The 19,149-nt window shown below is 48.5% G+C and carries 19 protein-coding genes; 5 read left to right on the forward strand and 14 right to left on the reverse strand.

Features of this window, described 5'->3' with window-relative positions; genetic code table 11:
* Positions 1-52: 52 nt before the first annotated feature.
* A complete protein-coding gene (nifJ, locus tag BRW63_RS24255; RefSeq protein WP_083582847.1) occupies positions 53-1,804 on the reverse strand; it encodes a pyruvate:ferredoxin (flavodoxin) oxidoreductase in 1,752 nt (583 codons plus the stop codon).
* Between the two features lie 438 nt (positions 1,805-2,242).
* Between nifJ and BRW63_RS30065 the strand changes: the two genes are divergently transcribed.
* Positions 2,243-2,851 (forward strand): zinc ribbon domain-containing protein, encoded by a 609-nt coding sequence (locus BRW63_RS30065; RefSeq protein WP_073070969.1) that lies wholly within the window; start codon positions 2,243-2,245, stop codon positions 2,849-2,851.
* Positions 2,852-3,013: 162 nt separating this feature from the next.
* Here BRW63_RS30065 and BRW63_RS24265 read toward each other — a convergent pair whose 3' ends face one another.
* The 11 genes from BRW63_RS24265 to BRW63_RS24320 all read right to left on the reverse strand — a co-directional run bounded on the left by BRW63_RS24265 (position 3,014) and on the right by BRW63_RS24320 (position 15,385).
* The gene (locus BRW63_RS24265; protein WP_073070971.1) at positions 3,014-3,244 is read right to left on the reverse strand and encodes a HypC/HybG/HupF family hydrogenase formation chaperone; all 231 of its coding nucleotides are present in this window, start codon (positions 3,242-3,244) and stop codon (positions 3,014-3,016) included.
* Entirely contained in the window at positions 3,235-5,565 is a 2,331-nt protein-coding gene (gene hypF / locus BRW63_RS24270) for a carbamoyltransferase HypF (RefSeq protein WP_073070973.1), read from the reverse strand. Before hypF ends, BRW63_RS24265 begins: the two co-directional genes overlap by 10 nt.
* Positions 5,562-8,366 carry a bifunctional acetate--CoA ligase family protein/GNAT family N-acetyltransferase gene (locus tag BRW63_RS24275; protein ID WP_073070975.1) on the reverse strand — a complete coding sequence of 935 codons (2,805 nt, stop codon included), beginning with the start codon at positions 8,364-8,366 and terminating at the stop codon, positions 5,562-5,564. The genes hypF and BRW63_RS24275 overlap by 4 nt, the downstream gene beginning before the upstream one ends.
* A gap of 9 nt (positions 8,367-8,375) precedes the next feature.
* A complete protein-coding gene (gene hypA, locus BRW63_RS24280) occupies positions 8,376-8,717 on the reverse strand; it encodes a hydrogenase maturation nickel metallochaperone HypA (RefSeq protein ID WP_073070976.1) in 342 nt (113 codons plus the stop codon).
* Entirely contained in the window at positions 8,699-9,199 is a 501-nt protein-coding gene (locus BRW63_RS24285; protein ID WP_083582849.1) for a hydrogenase maturation protease, read from the reverse strand. The genes hypA and BRW63_RS24285 overlap by 19 nt, the downstream gene beginning before the upstream one ends.
* A 105-nt stretch (positions 9,200-9,304) precedes the next feature.
* Positions 9,305-10,756 carry a Ni/Fe hydrogenase subunit alpha gene (locus BRW63_RS24290; protein WP_073070978.1) on the reverse strand — a complete coding sequence of 484 codons (1,452 nt, stop codon included), beginning with the start codon at positions 10,754-10,756 and terminating at the stop codon, positions 9,305-9,307.
* A gap of 12 nt (positions 10,757-10,768) precedes the next feature.
* Entirely contained in the window at positions 10,769-11,311 is a 543-nt protein-coding gene (locus BRW63_RS24295) for an NADH-quinone oxidoreductase subunit B family protein (protein WP_073070980.1), read from the reverse strand.
* Positions 11,312-11,550: 239 nt separating this feature from the next.
* A complete protein-coding gene (gene hoxU, locus BRW63_RS24305) occupies positions 11,551-12,261 on the reverse strand; it encodes a bidirectional hydrogenase complex protein HoxU (RefSeq protein ID WP_073070984.1) in 711 nt (236 codons plus the stop codon).
* A 391-nt stretch (positions 12,262-12,652) separates the two neighbouring features.
* Positions 12,653-14,278: a NuoF family protein gene (locus tag BRW63_RS24310; protein WP_073070986.1), complete on the reverse strand. Its 1,626-nt coding sequence runs from the start codon at positions 14,276-14,278 to the stop codon at positions 12,653-12,655.
* Positions 14,279-14,316: 38 nt separating this feature from the next.
* A complete protein-coding gene (gene hoxE, locus BRW63_RS24315) occupies positions 14,317-14,844 on the reverse strand; it encodes a bidirectional hydrogenase complex protein HoxE (RefSeq protein WP_073070987.1) in 528 nt (175 codons plus the stop codon).
* A 13-nt stretch (positions 14,845-14,857) separates the two neighbouring features.
* Positions 14,858-15,385 carry a universal stress protein gene (locus BRW63_RS24320; RefSeq protein WP_073070989.1) on the reverse strand — a complete coding sequence of 176 codons (528 nt, stop codon included), beginning with the start codon at positions 15,383-15,385 and terminating at the stop codon, positions 14,858-14,860.
* Positions 15,386-15,588: 203 nt separating this feature from the next.
* On the opposite strand from BRW63_RS24320, the gene BRW63_RS24325 reads away from it, so the two are divergent.
* Positions 15,589-15,789: a DUF2949 domain-containing protein gene (locus tag BRW63_RS24325; RefSeq protein ID WP_073070991.1), complete on the forward strand. Its 201-nt coding sequence runs from the start codon at positions 15,589-15,591 to the stop codon at positions 15,787-15,789.
* 6 nt (positions 15,790-15,795) lie between these two features.
* On the forward strand, positions 15,796-16,857 hold the full coding sequence (locus BRW63_RS24330) for an ATP-dependent 6-phosphofructokinase (protein ID WP_073070993.1): 1,062 nt from the start codon (positions 15,796-15,798) through the stop codon (positions 16,855-16,857).
* Between the two features lie 351 nt (positions 16,858-17,208).
* On the opposite strand, the gene BRW63_RS29715 is transcribed toward BRW63_RS24330, so the two are convergent.
* Positions 17,209-17,331: a hypothetical protein gene (locus BRW63_RS29715; RefSeq protein ID WP_262983533.1), complete on the reverse strand. Its 123-nt coding sequence runs from the start codon at positions 17,329-17,331 to the stop codon at positions 17,209-17,211.
* A 468-nt stretch (positions 17,332-17,799) separates the two neighbouring features.
* Here BRW63_RS29715 and BRW63_RS24335 point away from each other — a divergent pair, with 468 nt between their 5' ends.
* Both BRW63_RS24335 and BRW63_RS27860 read left to right on the forward strand, forming a co-directional pair.
* Positions 17,800-18,249 carry a pyridoxamine 5'-phosphate oxidase family protein gene (locus BRW63_RS24335; RefSeq protein WP_073070994.1) on the forward strand — a complete coding sequence of 150 codons (450 nt, stop codon included), beginning with the start codon at positions 17,800-17,802 and terminating at the stop codon, positions 18,247-18,249.
* Between the two features lie 116 nt (positions 18,250-18,365).
* Positions 18,366-18,635, forward strand: coding sequence for a hypothetical protein (locus BRW63_RS27860; RefSeq protein ID WP_143162042.1), 270 nt, complete (start codon positions 18,366-18,368; stop codon positions 18,633-18,635).
* Here the strand turns inward: BRW63_RS27860 and BRW63_RS24340 are convergent.
* Entirely contained in the window at positions 18,632-18,985 is a 354-nt protein-coding gene (locus tag BRW63_RS24340; RefSeq protein WP_223257349.1) for a hypothetical protein, read from the reverse strand. The two genes, BRW63_RS27860 and BRW63_RS24340, sit on opposite strands and share 4 nt — an antisense overlap.
* Positions 18,986-19,149 lie beyond the last annotated feature (164 nt).

Raw genomic sequence — 19,149 nt, forward strand, 5'->3', positions numbered from 1 at the left:
TAACAATTGAGCGCTCATACTCACCCCTCTTGGTTGCATCACTGAGGTAATATCATGATTGAATGATTAAATCAAGTAGAGGTCGCACCCCCATCACAGTGTTGATGTGCCCACCCATGCCATTGTTGTGGGCAACTTTATTGGCATTAATAATGTAAAACTTCAGATGTTGCTCAACGATTTGCTGCTGCATGGGTTGGGGTAGATGTTCCCACACTTCCTCAGTGTTGTACGGAGTATTCAACAAGAAGGTTCCACCTGCAACAACATGCTGAAGCATATCAAACCGTTCCAGGAATGCTGACTGGTGACAGGCGACAAAGTTTGCACAACTAATCAGATAGGATGAGCGAATCGGTTGTGAGCCAAACCGTAGGTGAGAAATGGTAACGGAACCTGATTTTTTGGAGTCATAAACAAAGTATCCCTGAGCGTAGTTGTCCGTTTCTTCACCAATGATCTTAATTGAGTTTTTGTTAGCTCCAACTGTGCCGTCCGAACCCAGTCCGTAAAAGATAGCGCGAATGACCTTATCTGATTCGATCGAAAATCCTGAATCATAGTCCAGGCTAGTGTGGGTGACATCATCATTGATTCCCACTGTGAAATGGTTTTTTGGACTAGCGGCTGTCAGATGATCAAATACACCTTTGATCATCGCAGGTGTAAATTCTTTGGAAGATAGTCCGTAGCGACCGCCGATAATTAATTTTGAGTTTTGAGCTTTGAGTGTTGAATTTGTTTCATAAATAGCGTTGACCACATCCAGGTATAACGGTTCGCCTGTGCTACCGGGTTCTTTAGTGCGATCGAGAACAGCGATCGCCTTCACACTCTCAGGCAACACCTCAACAAATCGTTTGACATCAAAGGGACGATACAGCCGCACTTTCACCACACCGACTTTTTCACCACGGGCATTCAGGTAATCAACCGTTTCATGAACTGCTTCGCAACCCGACCCCATCAACACAATTACCCGTTCGGCATCGGGTACACCGTGATAATCAAACAGGTGATAGGATCTCCCCGTTAATTGCCCTAATTGCTCCATCGCAGTTTGCACGATGTCTGGACAATCTGCGTAGTATGAATTGACCGTTTCCCGTGCCTGAAAATAGACATCTGGATTTTGGGCTGTTCCTCGCAGGACGGGATGATCAGGAGACAGTGCCCGCGATCGATGCGCGTGAATCAAATCTTCATCAATCAGCGATCTCAAATCCTCCTGCTCTAACAACTCGATTTTTGCAATTTCATGAGACGTGCGGAAGCCATCAAAAAAGTGCAGGAAGGGAATTCTGGATCGCAGCGTGGCGGCTTGAGCAATCAGAGCAAAATCTTGCGCCTCTTGCACAGAAGCAGAGCAAAGCATAGCAAACCCAGTAGCACGAACCGCCATCACATCACTATGGTCGCCAAAGATAGAAAGTGCCTGTGCTGCCAGCGATCGCGCTGCCACATGAAACACGGTCGGGGTGAGTTCTCCGGCAATCTTGTACATATTTGGGATCATCAGCAACAATCCCTGGGATGCAGTGAAGGTTGTCGTCAATGCACCCGTCTGCAAGGCTCCGTGAATGGTTCCAGCAACCCCTGCTTCGCTCTGCATTTCAACCACAGCAGGAATAGTGCCCCAGAGGTTTGGCTTGTTCTCAGAAGCCCAGACATCTGCCCCTTCAGCCATTGGCGTAGAAGGCGTGATGGGATAAATAGCTATCACTTCATTCAGTTGATAGGCAACTTGAGCAACGGCTTCGTTAGCATCAATGGTTGCAACAGTTCTCAGCTTAGAATTTGCCATAACCATAGAGTCCCAATGATTGGCTATAGCATTGAGGTTAGGTAAACAGTTTGAGGAACTTGTGAGGAATCAGACAATTTCTTTGGGCGTTCTTGCATCACGAGTGGAGAGGAGCGATATACGGTGCGCTTAATAGCACATCCGATCGTCTCCGTAATGAATATGAAAATATATGAAAAGATTCTGCCTATTCACCTTCAGCAGCACATTATGGAGAAAGATTCTACCGAAGTGCTAAATTTGGGGCGTTATGCCGAATCCTTCTGCCTATTCACCCACTACGGGATCTTAGGCGGAAGCTTTCAGTCTATTAATAGTTAGCCTGACGGGTTGAAGCCAGATTCTAAAATCTGCTGAAGAATTGTCAGGTTTTTGGGTCTACTCACAAGTTCTTCAAATTTATCTCCCATAATCTGGGTAAGAAGAAAAGGAGTGATTATGCCATCCTACACGTCTGACAAATATCAAGTACCCCTCTTTCGAGATTGCCCTCACTGTAAACAATCTATATCTTCAAACTTTCGCTATTGTCCTCATTGCGGAGTCTCGCTAATACAACCGATTCCCAACTATATAGATCCTTCAATCCCTAATTACATAAAAGCCCCAAAGGGGTTTACTCCTACTCCACCTGAATATCCGCGGCAAATTGATCCTCCAATAAAAATTGATATTCATTCGGAAGCGATACCCAACGAATATTGTCCACACTGCGGACAACTTATAATTCGTCCAAAACCTCTCGTAGACCCTCTCATTTTTGATGGACGGACGAACTATGTCCCCTCAAACAACGGCTCATGCTTTATTGCTACTGCCTGTAACGCAGACACAGAAACTTTAAGCACATTCTACAAATTCAGAGACAAAATTTTGTTGCCTTCGTTCTTTGGCAAAAAATTAGTCCAATTTTACTATTGCTTTTCACCTAGCATAGCTCAGGTTATCCAGAAATCTAAGATACTTCAAAACTCGATTTTATCTATATTACTCAAGCCGTTAGCAGCTTTATTGAAGCTTACTGTTCTTTACCCCAAAGAACCTTAGTGCCTTCGTATCAATGCTTGGCTATTGCCTTATTAGGAGGATTAGTGGTCTAACAATCCTGTTGGAGTGGCGAGCAGAGTTTTCTTGCTTCTATTCAGGGCTGTTATCGCCGCTCAACAGGGGCGTTATGATAATCGATATCGATCGCGCTTCATTGCACGATCAGGTCTGAATTTGCTCTAAGTACCTCAATGTTCGTTCTGCTTCTTGAGGGTCAAGAATACTGAGGGCAAAGCCCACATGGACGATCGCATAATCATCGATTTTTGCTTCAGGCACATAGGCAAGACTGACTTCTTTAATTACGCCTCCAAAGCTGACTCTACCAGTCCGCAGCAATGGATCGTCCTGATTGTGGATGCCGATAATTTTTCCTGGAACTGCTAAACACATCGTTCTTTACCTCCTGAAATTTCCCGTAGCGCTGCCATGATTTGACCCAATGCAATGCCGCCATCGTTGGCTGGAATCTTCTGGTGCCAGTAGGGTCGAAATCCTTCTGCTCTCAATCGTTGAATGGCGCGTTCGGTTAGATATTTGTTTTGAAAACAGCCGCCTGTAAGAACGACTCGCTCTTCTCCAACTCGGTTCGCGATCGCTACTATCATCTCAACCAGTGTGTTATGAAACTTGGCTGAGATATTGCTGATCGATAGACCTGATCGACTATCAATTAAGATTCTCCGTACCATCGCTGCCCAATCTAAGATCTCCGACTTCTTTGGAGAAGTCGGAGATCTGGTTGATTGAATTTCAAATGGATAGGATTCATCGGTTTCAAAGCCCTCGATCGCAAACTCTAATTCCATCGCTGCCTGCCCTTCAAATTGGATGTATTGACGCAATCCGAGGATTGAAGCGATCGCATCAAACAAGCGTCCGGCACTGGATGTAATTGGAGCATTGAGATTCTTGTTCAGCATAGTTTTCAAGATTTTTAATTCTTGATCTGAGAATGTTTGTATAGAGTCAAGTGCCTTCATCTCAAACACCTGATCACCATACAGCTCGTAAAGCAATCCGATCGCCGATCGCCTCGGTTCTTTAACGGCTTTATCTCCTCCAGGCAGATGGAACGAACGCAGGTGAGCAACCCGCCTAAAGGTCGTATCGGTGATGTGCAGAAATTCACCACCCCAGAGAGTGCCATCCGATCCGTAGCCTGTGCCATCCCAGGCAATGCCTAAAACGGAACCCTCAAGCTGATGCTCTGCCATACAGGAGAGGATATGAGCGTAGTGATGTTGAACGGGGATAACCGGAATCTGCAATTGATTAGCAAGTTGATGAGCGAACTGTGTAGAGCGATAATCGGGATGTAAATCGCAGGCGATCGCAGTCGGTTGCAGTTCATAGATCTGTTGAAAACTAGCGATCGTTTGTTGAAACGCCTCAAATGCCGGAACTGTCTCCAAATCGCCAATGTGCTGACTGACAAAGACCTGCTGATTGGTTGAAAAGGCGATCGTATTCTTTAAATGTGCGCCAACGGACAGGATTTTGGATTTTGAATGAATTGAAATCGGCAACGGCGCATAGCCCCGCGCACGACGCAATACCACTTTCTGTTCCATCACCACTCGAACAATGGAATCATCAATTGGACGGGCGATCTCACGATTATGAATAAGAAACAAATCAGCAATGGTTCCGAGCCGTTGGATGGCTTCCTGTTCATCGGTGCAAATGGGTTCATCGGCAAGATTGCCACTGGTTGCCACAATAGGAAAACCCACATCAGCCATCAGTAGGTGATGTAAGGGCGTGTAGGGCAACATGATGCCTAGATACGGATTGTGGGGGGCAACAGATGGGGCAATTTTAGCGTTGAGAGTTTGGGTTTTGGAGTGTTTTAAGAGAACAATCGGAGCTTCGGGCGATCGCAACAACTGTTCTTCTAACTCTGAGACTTCGCAATCAGCCTTGATTAACTCCAGGGAAGGATACATCAATGCAAAGGGTTTAGCGGCTCGTTGTTTTGCTTGCCGCAATCGCTGAATTGCTGTCTCATTACGAGCATCAACCATTAAATGAAATCCACCCAAGCCTTTGATCGCCACAATCTTGCCCTGGCGAATTGCATCTGCTGCTATCTTCAAAGCATTGTCGTGAGACGCGATTTCACCGGATGGATTCCACAATTGTAGATGAGGTCCGCACTGCGGACAGGCATTGGGCTGGGCATGAAACCGCCGATCGCCAGGATTTCCGTACTCTATTTGACAATCTCTGCACACTTTGAAGTACTGCATCGTTGTGTTAGAGCGATCGTAGGGAAGCGCGTCAAGGATGCTGAAGCGAGGACCACAATTCGTACAGTTGGTGAAGGGATAGCGATAGCGGCGATTTGTAGGGTCAAAGATCTCCTGAAGGCACTCTGGACAAGTGGCGATGTCGGGCAGAACAATAGCTGTTTTCTCACCCACAACACTTTTGCGAATTTCAAAAATAGAATAACCAACTGGATCAAACCATGAGGATTCTAAACTTTGAATGTGCGATCGCGATGGTTTTTCTTGATTAAGTCGGTGCAGAAATGTATCGAGCTGCGATCTCACTCCTTCAATGTCAATCACGACACCTTGAGCAGAATTATTGACCCAACCCGTTAACCCTAAATCAGCCGCTAACCGATAGATAAAGGGACGAAAGCCGACCCCTTGAACAGCTCCCTGAATCACGAGATGTAATCGTTGCTGGAATACAATATTCATCGTGTGATTTGTTGTACCTCAATCGTTGCTTGCATCACGCCTGCTTCGATCGATCGCAGGCTAAATCCTAACTTTTCACAGACTCGCTGCATCGCAGAATTATCAGCCAGAATTTCGGCATGAATGTGTTCTAGCTGTTCATCCTGACCCACTTGGAGCAAACGTTTCAGCAGTTCTGTGCCTAATCCCTGACACTGGTAGCGATCGCTGACCAGGAGCGCAAATTCTGCCTCATTGGTGCCGTGCAGTTTGCTGAGTCGGGCAACTGCCAGAATTTCATGCGCTTCGGTATCTGGATGAGTATAGTCAGCCACCAACGCCATCTCGCGATCGTAATCAATAAAACAGAGTCGCGTCAGGCGATCGTGAGCCGTGCGTTGACTGAGTTTAATCAGATGAAAATAGCGAAAATAAACGCTTTGTTCAGACAGTGTTTTGTGGAACTGAATCATCAGCGGTTCATCTTCAGGACGAATGGGACGAATGGTGAGGAAGGTGCCATCCTTCATTGTCCAAGCAGAAAGGTATTGCGTGGGATAAGGGCGAATTGCCAGCCTGGGTAACTGATCCAGGTGAATATCCAGTCCATGCAAAACGATGCGAGCATCCAGAGCGATGAATGGAGCCGACTCCTGGCTTCTGGCTAGTAAGGGATTGATATCAATTTCTTTGATCCACCGTTGCTCGACGACAAGTTGACTGAAGCGCACCAATAGTTGCTCTAATGCGGCTAAATCAACTGCTGGTCGTCCGCGAACGCCTTTGAGTGCCCGATAGATGTGGGTTTGTTCCATCATCCGTCGCGCCAGTGTGGTGTTGAGTGGCGGTAGAGCGATCGCCCGGTCTTCAAACACTTCTACCAGTTGTCCACCCGATCCAAACAACACGACAGGTCCCAACTGATCATCCAGACTGCTACCCATGATCAGTTCATAGCCGTCGAGTTTAACCATTGGCTGAACGGTAACGCCAATGAAGGAGGCGGGATCAGCAACAACAGCCGCTTCAATGTTTTGATATGCTTTTCTAACAGCATCAGCATCGGCAAGATTCAACTTCACGCCACCCACATCTGATTTGTGGGTGATGGTTTGTGAGAGCAATTTCAGCACAACCGGATAGCCGATCGCATCTGCACAATGCACTGCATCCTCTTCACTCTGGGCAACACAGGTTTGAACGACAGGAATGCCGTAAGCATGGAGAATTTGTTTAGATTCGGCTTCGGTTAGTAGGGTGCGATCGGCTTGACGAGCGGTTTGGATGATGGTTTCTACCAAGGGGCGACCCCTTGCGGGTATCTCGAAGAGATCGGGAATTTCTGCATCTAATCCAGCTAATGTAGGCGTTTCGTAGATGCCTCGCAGGTTATAGCTGTAGCGCCACATGTCGCTGAACACTCGTGCGGCTGCATCGGGATAGGCATAGGTGGGAATGCCAGCCTGGTTGAGAATTGCCTCCCCTGCTGCCACATCGGCTCCGCCCATCCAACTTGCCAAGATCGGTTTATGTTTTAGAGATGCTGTAGAGGTTTGTGTAGTTTCGACATAGGCTTTCAACTGCTCGGCTGTTTGTGTAGGATCGGTCATCGCTTGCGGCGTGAGAATGGTCAACAAGCCATCACTGTTGGGATCTTGAGCAGCAATTTCCAGTGCTTTTGCATAGCGCTGTGGATCAGCGTCACCGAGAATATCGATCGGGTTGTCATGACTCCAGTGTGTGGGCAGGACTTGATTCAAGTGGGCGATCGCTTCCTCCGATAGTTCCGCCAGTTCTCCGCCAGCAGCAATCAGCGCATCAGTAGCGAGTACGCCTGGACCTCCGGCATTGGTCAAAATCGTTAAGCGCGATCCTTGCGGACGGGGTTGTTTTGCCAGCACTTCTGCCCTATCAAACAAGTCAGAAATGGTGTCAACTCGCAGAACCCCACAGCGATGGAAGGCAGCATCCAGCACCCCATCACTCCCCGCTAAAGCTCCGGTGTGGGACGTGGCGGCTTTGGCAGCGGCGGTAGTGCGACCTGCCTTCAGCACAATAATCGGTTTGGTGAGGGCAACTTCCCGCGCTGCGGAGAGAAACGAACGGGCATTGGCGATCGACTCCATGTAAATCACGATGCTGTGGGTGTGCGGATCGTCGCCCAAATAATCGATCAAATCACCCCAGCCCACATCCAGCATGGAACCCACTGACACAAACGCACTGAAGCCCACATTCTCCCGCAAACTCCAGTCTAAAATGGCGGTACACAGTGCCCCACTCTGGCTAATAAAGCCCACATTGCCAGGACGCGCCATTGCTCCTGCAAAGGTGGCATTCAAACCCGTAAGTGGATTCATCACGCCCAGACAATTTGGACCAATAATGCGTAAATTACCCCGCCGTGCCCGTTCCAAAATTTGCGCTTCTAATGCCGCCCCCGTTGCCCCCGATTCCTTGAATCCCGCCGAGATGATGATCGCGCCTTTGACCTTTGCTTCTACGCATTCCGTAATCACATCAGGAACGCCGGGAGCAGGCACAACTACGATCGCCAGATCAACGGGTTCAGGAATGCTGCTAACGGTGGGATATGCCTGAATCCCCAGCACACTATGTCTCTTAGGATTGACTGGAAATACTGTGCCACCAAAAGTGTGGCTGATCAGATTCCAGAGCACTGTTCGCCCGACACTGCCAACCCGATCGGTCGCCCCAATCACCGCCACACTTTTTGGTGCAAAGATGGCTTTTAGAGGTTGATGCTCAGTCCGCAAGATATCGTAGGCTTTGTCCATCGCTGACTTAAATGTTTCGGGCATCACCCCTCCTCAAGACACATCGAGAAATGCCAATTCAAACTCTTGTCCTTGTTTCACCTCGCAATTGGGCTGGTGACACTCAGGACATTCATACAGTAAATCTGTGGGTTGAAATTCAAGCTGGCAATTGGCACAGTAACAGACCACAGGAACTAGCTCTGTTTCGAGCCGAGCATCTTCTGCGATCGTGCCTTTTTTCGCAATTTCAAACGCAAATTCCAAAGAGTCGGGTACAACTCCAGAAGCCGCACCCACTCGCATATGCACTCCGTCAATATGGTGAGCGCCTTCCTGTTTGGCACGTTCCACAGCCCGCTCTAAAATACTTTGCATCATCCCAACTTCATGCATGATTCTGTCCTCATTGATTGCATTAACTGTTCAATTTCCTGGAGTGCTGCTTCCATGCCCTGATTCGCAACCACAGAAAAGCACTCTCCCAACTCAAAATTTATCCCCGGCACCATCACCCACCACGCCTGGGGATGTTTGCTATAGAGCGCCTGTGTCATTGCCAGCAACACCTGCGGTTCACACCAATGTCCTGATGTGATGCCATCAGCAGGCTCCAGTAGGCGAACTTGGATCTCTTGGTCTGCGGTGGCAGGATAAGCATCAATAAAAATGGCGATATCAACCTTTGCCAGCAATTCAACCAATTCGGGGGTCAGTTGGTGAACGGCGATCGCCTTCACATTCGGCATTCCCCAAGTTGCAATCTGTTGAGCAATCTCCTGCCCTACGCCATCATCACTGCGGAGCGGACTGCCGTAACCAATCACTAGAATCGATCGGTGCAAGCTTTTGAGTGTAGCGGCTAGGTGGCAGTCCATGATGTGTTCCTGATAATTTCCTGAGGAGCGATCGACCTATTGGCTCCACTTTGAGGTTAGGAAAACAATTTGATGAACTTGTGAGGGTTTATAAAAAATGAATCATTAATCTCGCCAGGTTTCGTTGAGCAGCGTGCCATCAGCACCAACCAGTTGAACATGGAGCGGCATCTGCCCAGCAGCGTGGGTGGAGCAACTGAGGCAGGGGTCAAAAGCGCGAATTCCGGCTTCCACTCGGTTTAGCATTCCTTCCGGGATATCAGAACCGTGGATGAAATGGCGGGCGATCTGCGCCACAGTTCGGTTCATTGCCAGGTTGTTTTGTCCGGTGGCAATCACTAGATTCACTTTCTGCATTAGCCCGTTTTCGTCTACCTGATAGTGATGAAATAACGTACCGCGTGGGGCTTCGCTGACTCCCACACCTGACCGTTGATTAATGCCTGCATCGGCTCTTAAATGCGTTGAGAGTAAGTCTGGATCATCGATCGTTTGTTCAATTTTCTCGATCGCGCCCAAAATCTCAATCAAACGGGCGTAGTGGTAGAAGAATGAAGATGTAACGGTGCCATGACCGCGATCGCGAAATTCCCGCAGTTCTTGATCCGCTAGGGGTGTCCCAATCTGGGTGCAAATATTTAGCCGTGCCAGGGGGCCTACGCGATAGATACCGCTGTCTAGCCGACAGTGATCGTTCTGGTCGGGGTAGCCCAAGGGACGGTAGTAGGGGGATTTCAAGTAGGAATCCGATTCCACCGCTTCGCCAATAAATTCCTGGTAGCGAGCGGGATCGAGGCGGTCAGCGACAATGTTTCCGGCACTATCGACAAAGCGAAGATAACCGTCGTAATGCTCCCATAAGCCATCGGGTGTGACCAATCCCATAAACAGAGAGGGAAAATTGCCAAAGGTTTGGGCTTCGCGTTCGTGAGTCTGAAGCAATTGCTTAAATTGTTCTAGAGCATTCAGGGCAGTGGTGCGGACTTCTGGAATGCGATCGCGGATATGAGTCCGTCCCTCTTCAGACAAGGGTTCTCGCACTCCACCAGGAACCGCCCAAGCGGGATGAATTTTGCGTCCCCCTAATTGTTCAATAATCTCTTGTCCAAACTGACGGAGGCGAATGCCGCCCCGTGCTAAATCAGGGTTAGCCGCCATTAACCCAAAGATATTGCGCGTTTGGGGATCACTTTCCATGCCCAGCAACAAATCGGGTGCGCTGAGGTGAAAGAAGCTGAGGGCATGGGACTGGATGATTTGTGCCAAATTCATTAAGCGGCGTAGCTTGACCGCTGCGGGGGGAATCGTGACTGCCAGAATGCGATCGCCCGCCTTAGCCGATGCCAGCAGGTGGCTAACGGGACAAATGCCACAAATCCGCGCTGTAATGCCTGGCATTTCCCACAGCGGTCGTCCCTCACAAAACTTTTCAAATCCGCGAAATTCTGTGACATGAAAGCGGGCATCGGTGACTTGCCCGACATCATCCAGGTAAATTGTAATTTTGGCGTGTCCTTCAATCCGCGTCACCGGATCAATCACAATTCGCTGAGACATCAATCCTCCTCCTTAGCCGAATTTGATTTGTTGTCCTTCTAGATGAGGCATATTGCCTGTTAATAGCGGTTCCAGGGCAGCTCGAATCCGATCGGCGGGCGGTGGACAACCAGGCAGGTAAACATCGACCGGAACAACAGTATGAACAGGCGTGACCCGATCGAGCAAAGGCGGCACAATTCCCGGCTCAGTGGGAATCTGAGCATGAAGATCAGCCGCTTCGATGTAGCATCGTTGCAGTACAGGTTCAGCACTGCCAAGGGAGTTGCGGAGAGCCGTGACGTTGCCAGTCACCGCACAATCGCCAAAGGAAATCAGCAACCGCGATCGTGCTCTGACTTTGCGAATCATGTCGAGGTGATCTTCGTTGGCGATCGCCCCTTCCACCAGCACTATATCCACACCTTCTGGATACTCTTTAACATCCATAAACGGGCTATAAACGAAGTCAACTTGGGCTGCCAAATCAAACAGCCATTCGTCCAAATCCAGAAAGGACATATGGCAACCGGAACAGCCACCTAGCCAAACGGTTGCGAATTTTATCCGTGCCATATTTCCCTCCAGTTATCCTTGTGCAACAACTTCTTGCTGCTTCTACTAAATGAAGTGAGTAGCCTGGAGCAAAAATATGTCCAGAGCTTCCTTGATTTGGTTCACCATTGCAATGGCTGGTTGAGGCAGGAGAGCGGCTTCTGCAATCAAGAGGAATAATGCAAAAATGAACCATAAAATAATCCACAGATAAGTTTCGGGAAAATGCGGTCGTAACATATTAACTACCTCTTTTAGGACTACCATTGTTGTTTTTGACGAGCTGTTGCAATAAATTCAATCCGGGCGCGATCGTGCACCATTTCACCCACACTGGAACCTTGATGAAAAATTGCCCCTGTGGGACAAGCTTCAACACATTTGCCGCAAGATGTACAGGTTTGAGACGTGCCCCAGGGTTGATTGAGATCTGTAATCACATGGGATTGAGAACCCCGACCCGCCATATCCCAGGTATGTACGCCTTCCAGTTCATCACAAACGCGAACACAGCGAGTACACAATACACAGCGATTGTGATCCATGCCAAAGCGATCGTGGGAAAGATCCACTTGGCGATCAGGAAATTGATACTCCAGTCGCACATGATCCATTCCCATTTCGATCGCTAAATCTTGCAGTTCACAATTTCCATTGGCAACACACACAGAACAAACATGATTGCCCTCTGCAAACAACATTTCAACAATTATGCGGCGATAATTTTGCAAGCGATCGGTGTTGGTTTGAATCTCCATGCCCTCTGCCACTTTAGTGACACAGGCAGGTTGAAGTTTAGAACTACCCGCAACCTCAACCAGGCAAAGCCGACACGCCCCCACCTCAGAAACCCCCTCCAAATAGCACAGCGTAGGAATGTGAATACCCGCTTCCCGTGCTGCATCCAGAACGGTTTCTTCTTCACGGGCACTGACTAAGCGATCGTCGATCGTTAGGGTTTTGACAGCCATAAATTATTCCATTAAAGATGTAAGTTTCAGCAGATCAAAATTGGAACTTCAAGGGGGTTTGACTTGAAAAATCTATAGTGGTTCTTTTTTAGTAATTTTCTTCAACTCTAGTGCTCTGCACTTAGGACACACTCCGTCCAAAACTTCCGATTGGAAAAATAGTGTGTTGCATTTAACACATGACTGTGGTGGTATGATTTTTGTCTTTTGTGTTAGTGGTGGAGAAATTTTATTGTTTTTCTCCTCTCCTTCTCTGCACTCCGAACATATCCCACCCAACATTTGCCATGAGAGAAACTCTCTATAGCACTTTGTACACAACTGTGTTTCTCTCAACATCCTTTAAACCCTCCTACCTCAGAAAAGAAATAGACCTTAAAGCTGTCTCTCATCACGGTTTATCAATCAATGTCCTATATTCATCCTCGAAGTGGCGCAAGGTGCTGAGAACTGGGTTTGGAGCAGACTGACCCAACCCACACAGGCTCGTGTGTTTTACCATATCGCACAGTTCCTTGAGCAATTCCATATCAACGTCAGTTGCTTGACCTTCTCGAATCTTTGTCAGCAATTGATGGAGTTGCATAGTGCCCACTCGACAGGGAATGCATTTGCCGCAAGACTCATCTCGGCAAAACTCCATAAAGTAATGCGCCACATCCACCATGCTAGTCGTCTGATCCATCACAATCATGCCACCCGACCCCATCATCGAGCCGAGCTGCGTCAACGATTCGTAGTCCACTGGCGTATCAAAGGCTGAGGCAGGAATGCAACCGCCAGAAGGTCCACCCGTTTGCACCGCTTTTGCTGACCCGCCATCGGGCACGCCGCCCCCCATTTCCTCCACAATTTGCCGCAAAGACGTTCCCATCGGCACTTCAATCAGGCCCGTATTGCGAATTTTGCCTGCCAGCGCGAAAACTTTCGTGCCTTTGCTTTTTTCGGTGCCAATGCTGGCAAACCAATCGGCTCCGTGGCGGATAATGGGGGCAATATTAGCAAAGGTTTCGACATTGTTGATTAACGTGGGGAAGCCCCACAATCCCCGTTCGGCTGGATAGGGAGGACGCGGACTGGGAACGCCCCGCTTGCCTTCGATCGATGCCATCAGCGCCGTTTCTTCTCCGCAGACATAGGCTCCTGCGCCAATCCGAATATCAATCCGAAAGTCGAAGGGAGAATCGAACACCTGACTGCCTAAAAGTTTCAACCGTTGCGCCTGTCGAATGGCAATTTGCAAACGACTAATCGCTAAGGGATATTCAGCCCGGACGTAAATGTAACCTTGAGTAGACCCGATCGCATAAGCCGCGATCGCCATTCCTTCCAGCACCCGATGCGGATCGCTTTCCAGCACACTGCGATCCATGAATGCCCCCGGATCACCCTCATCCGCATTGCAGATCACATATTTACGTTCTGCGGTTGCCTTTGCCACCGTTGCCCATTTCAAACCTGTGGGATAACCACCTCCACCTCGACCCCTTAACCCACTGTGGGTAATCGCATTGATAACGTCTGTTGGCTTCATCTCATACAGGGTGTGGTAAAGCGCCTGATAGCCCTCAGCAGCGATGTAGGCTTCGATTCGTTCTGGGTCAATTTTGCCGCTGTTTTCCAGGACGATCGTCCGTTGCTGGGTAAAAAATGGCTGAGTGAGATCGCCCTGCTGGAGGGTCGTTGGTGTATTTGCAGGGGTTTGGGATTGAAGGGTTGCGACGATTGCAGAAACCTGATCGGGAGCCACTTTTTCATACAGAATTTCAGAATGCTCCAGTTCTGCTGAAGTATCAATCTGAACCAGTGGACCTTGGCAGCACAACCGCATACACCCTACACCAGAAACCTGCACGGTGTCTGTCAACCCTGCTTCTGTAACTGCCTGTTCCAACCCAGTTTTAACCGCCAGTGCATTAGAAGAGAGACAACCCGCCGCAACACAGCACCGAATTTGCAACGCTTTTTGAGATTGGCGTTCCTGTTCAGCAATTTCCAGTAGTTCAGAGAGATCCATAGTGATTGATTATTGCTGTGTGATTGATTCCCTGTTCCCTATTGCTCTTTTCCCAAATATTCCTTCAGACGATCGCCAACCAACTCTGGTGTTTGATGACCACATACTGTTCCGTCAAACACAACGGCAGGGGCAATCCCACAGGCTCCCAAACAGCGGGCAATTGAGAGAGAAAGCTGATTGTCCGCTGTCGTTTCACCTGCATGAATCTGGGCAGATTGCTCAACCGCTGCCAGCAATGCCGCTGCACCTTTGACATAGCAAGCAGTTCCCGTACACACTACACAGCGATGGATGCCTTTGGGTGCCAGAGAAAACAGATGGTAAAACGTCGCCACGCCATAAACCCTACTGGGAGGTAGCTTCAGGCTATGAGCAACGTAAAGCAAAAGATCGTTTTCGAGATAGCCAAACAGTTCTTGCGCCTTGTGCAGGATTTCAATTAACGCATCTTGTTGATACTGATGCCGTTTCATCGTTGCGTCTAGTATCTGAAAACGCTTGTCTCCACTGGGATGCTTGAGTGAGACCCCTTTAGTACTTCTAATTTGCTGACGAGTGGTCATGATCGGTAAGTGTCTACGACACCGCTGTAACTTGTTTGTCAGGAGTAACCTCCGATGGCTCCCGAACTTGACCTTGCACGGTGAGAACCGAACAAGGAGCATGATGCAGCACATAGTTACTCACGCTGCCGAGCAAGAGTTCATTCAAGCCAGAATGCCCCCGCCGACCGATCAGAATTAGATTAGCCTCCCGTGTGCGAGCAAATTCGCAGATGGTTCGACCCGGACTGCCAGAATTTTGGGTGAATTCAGCGCTTACGTCCGCAGCAGCGGCTTGCTCTACATAGGATCGCAGCATCTCCAAACCCCGATTTTCATAGTCTGCCCATTGCTTCTGGTGCATTTCCGAAATTTCGCCAGCGATCGTCGGGTAGTAGTCCAACCCAATCATAGAGACGTTGGGGCTGCCTTCCTCTTCACTAGACAAGACGTGCAATAGCATCAGACTAGAATTTGTTGCTTTTGCAAGATCAAGGGCTTGATCAAAAACCTGATGACTATGCTCGGAACGGTCGATCGCCACCAGAATTTTGTGAAACATATTTTTCCCTCTTTACAATTACTGTAAATAGTTGGCTTCTAGGACACCCAATCAAACCATTGACCTCTACGTTGAAGTTAGGAGAAAAATGTGAGGAACTTGTGAGGCGAGTTGAAAAGTTTGAGAATAGAGGGTTTCAGTTTCTCACAACTTCCTCAAACTTATTCCCTAATCTCAAGGCAATGGAATTCAGAGGAGCCATGATGGAATCTAAGGAACTAACTCAATTGCTGCAATTTTTGCAAACCGATCTGGCGATTCCAGATGCGAATCTCCAGCTTGCTTTACGACATCCTGAACAAACGCCTGGAATGTTACCGATGATTCTTTGGCAATACGGATTTGTTACCCTCAACCAGTTGAATCAAATTTTTGATTGGCTAGAACAACGGCTTTTGGGATAAGTCGCTATGAATAGGCAAACACGATTGGGAATTCTAACCAGCGGCGGCGACTGTCCTGGACTCAACGCTGTAATCCGAGCGGTAGTGAGCCATGCCACCCTGACCTACGATTGGCAAGTTTTTGGCATTCCCTATGCCACTCAGGGTTTACTGGAACGTCAGATGATTCCGCTGCATGTGCATAGTTTTGACCTGCGCGGCATCGATCCGCTACTCAGCATGGGTGGCACGATCTTGGGCACGATCAACAAAGGGAATACTCTGGCTTGCATGGATGAAATAATTTCCAGTTACCAAGCATTGGGACTCGATGCCCTGATTGGCATTGGCGGCGATGGTAGTATCGCTATTTTGAGTCAACTGGCATTGCAGGGCAACTGGCAATTCATTGCGATTCCCAAAACAATTGACCATGATGTGGCACTTACCGAGCGCACGATCGGCTTTGATACGGCGGTGAATACGATTACAGATGCTCTCAACCGTCTGACGTTTACAGCAGCCAGTCACGATCGCGTCATGGTCGTCGAAGTAATGGGACACGAAGCAGGTCACCTGGCGCTGCATTCTGGCATTGCTGGGGGAGCCGATGTGATTTTGATTCCCGAAATTCCCTATTCTATTGAAACAGTATGTGGTCATTTAGCCGAGCTGCACGATCGCTGGCAACGCAAATTTGCGATCGTCCTTGTGGCAGAAGGCATTCATCCCGCCCACGATGCCAACTACCTACCCCATCAAAAACCATCCGGTAGCAGAGGGCAGTATATTGCCGATTGCATTGCCAAGTGCAGCGCTTATCCAGTCGATACACGGGTTTCGGTGTTGGGATACATCCAGCGTGGCGGCATTCCTTCTGCCCTCGATCGCTTGACTGCTGCCGCTTTTGGCAAAACTGCGGTGGATTTAATTGCTGAAGATCAATCAAATCAGATGGTGGCTTGGCAAAATGGACGGGTAGTTGCCGTTCCGATTGCACAAGTTTGCGATCGTAGCCCACTCGCGGTTGACCCTGATGGCGATTTGGTACAAACGGCACGCGCATTGGGCATCTACATGGGTGAGTAGTATCCTGTAGGTTACAACAGCTTAAACTCTCTTTTTGTTTCTTTACTGCATTGATGGAATCTTCACAAGTTCCTCAGATTTTCATCCTACGCTTTAGATAGATGGATGACACGTTATCCACCGCGTTACTAAACAGTTGATTACAAACGGATGTGACGCTTTTTATGACAGACTGTCCTTGCTGCGGATACCCGATGGTGCATTGTTTCTGTCATCATCAAACCGTTTCGTTCTGCCGCCATTGCTGGCAAGAGATGCCAGATTTGGTGACACTGCACGACTATTCCTTACTGAAACTGAAACAGCGCTCGCTGGAACAAATGATTCAACAACCGACCAAACAATCTCTTCTCAATCAGCCTCTTCTAGCAGCAGCCTGACAGGGATGCTGGGTTCCCGTTTGACGCAGCTACTTGCCCAAATTCTGTCTGCGCTCCAGGCTAGAATGCCCGCCACCCACAGCAGCAATGCCATGAAGTGGGTTAACTGATCGGTTTTTGCTCAATCCTGAAGGCAAGATTTTCTTTGTGGCGATCGACGTGCTGGCATCTCCTCAAGAACTGTTGAACTTGGGCTTAGTTCGCTAAGATTAGCTAGTTCGGCGGGAATCCACACACCATACGCTTCGTTGGCAAAAAATAACCAATTTCTTACCAACGAAGCGATAGTTCTGATATACTTCTGAGCAAAGCAACATAAACGCTGCAACGACTGCAAAAACCACGCAGTCAGGGTCGTGAAAACCAAACGGTCAAAGTGGCTAGTCATGATTGTTGAAAACATTTGGGTCTTGGGAACCAGGACTCCTGCCCTTGGAGGGAATGTAAGACCAACGGAATTACGGAGTTCTAGAGGCGATTCCCGATGAATTGGGAAGCCCACAACGTACCGCCCAGCGGTCGGTGTGTGGTAGTTCACTTGACTACAAATAGGATAATCATCATGTTAGATATCGATGAGATGAGTTCAAAAGAAATTCAAGAACTCTTGCAGCAAGTCGGACACGGGCATCTAGGCTGCCTCCATCAGGGAAAGCCTTATGTGATGCCAATGCACTACTACCTCAAAGATTCAGACATCTACATTTTTACGACCGAAGGGATGAAGTCTCATGATATGGACGCGAATCCAGATGTCTGTTTGCAGGTGGAAGACGTTCGTGATTCAGAGCGCTGGCGCAGCGTTGTTGTCATGGGTCAAGCCAAACGACTCACCGAGCAGCCAGACATTGACCAGGCGATGCAGTTTATTAAAACCAAAAACCCAACACTGTCGCCTGCTATCAATCGCACCTGGGTTGATGCTGAGGGACGATCGGAAGTGATTGAAATCTATCGCATTCACCCCACCGAGATGAGCGGACGGATGACGGATGGGGTGAGCAGTCGGTGAGCATTGAAAAACCACGAAACCACGCTTGTGGGCAAAGAGGCAAATCTTGAACGGTATCTTTATCAACTTGTCACAAGGAACAAATCACGAATCATTCACAACGGTATGTTCTGGGTATGGGTACTTCCTATGGGCTACTCGGCGGAGTGGTTCTTGGAACGATATTTAACAACCTAGCTTTGTGGATAGGAATTGGAGTAGCGATCGGGCTGCGATCGGGGCTACGATCGCCAGAAGTAGAAGATAGAAGATTACCATTTCTATCAACAGTAGATACTTTTAGACAGGATCACCACCGCCCTGTAGAAGCTCTATCGGCGTTGCAGAATCAAGGGATGAATACGCCCCCCTGTCCCCCAATTCTGGTGATACACCTTGCTGATTAAGCGATCGTGCGAAACCGTTCTTGAAAGATTGCCTTGTCTCGACGCTGCGATCGCACCTGTTGTACCAAGGCATCGATATCGGGTAAGGAAGCCCGAACCAATCCACCCGATTCAGGAAGTTCTGCTGGCGGATCAACTGCGATCTCATGCCAATCTAATTCCAGCACGGAACAAATTTCTAGGAGAATCTGGCGATCGATGGGTTGCCCGGTGAAAAACGGCCAAATCGGTTGGCGTGTTTTTAGGTTCACCTCCCCTGCCAGATTTGCCTGAGTCCAACCTTTCAGAGCAAACGCTCGTTTTGCCTGTTGAATCCCATTGGGTGATGCTTGAAGCGATCGCTTGACCATAAGGCAGAATTTCTAGTCTAAAATTTAAGAAATCAAACATCACATTTACCTCAATACAGCGAAATCAAACGCCGTTCACGTTAAACAGTACTGGGGCGATTGAAAAAGAATTTAAAGACACGAGCAATTGTTAAGGGAACTCTATAAGGGGATTACGCTTCATT

This window comes from Phormidesmis priestleyi ULC007 (assembly GCF_001895925.1).
Classification (GTDB): Bacteria; Cyanobacteriota; Cyanobacteriia; order Leptolyngbyales; family Leptolyngbyaceae; genus Phormidesmis_A; species Phormidesmis_A priestleyi_A.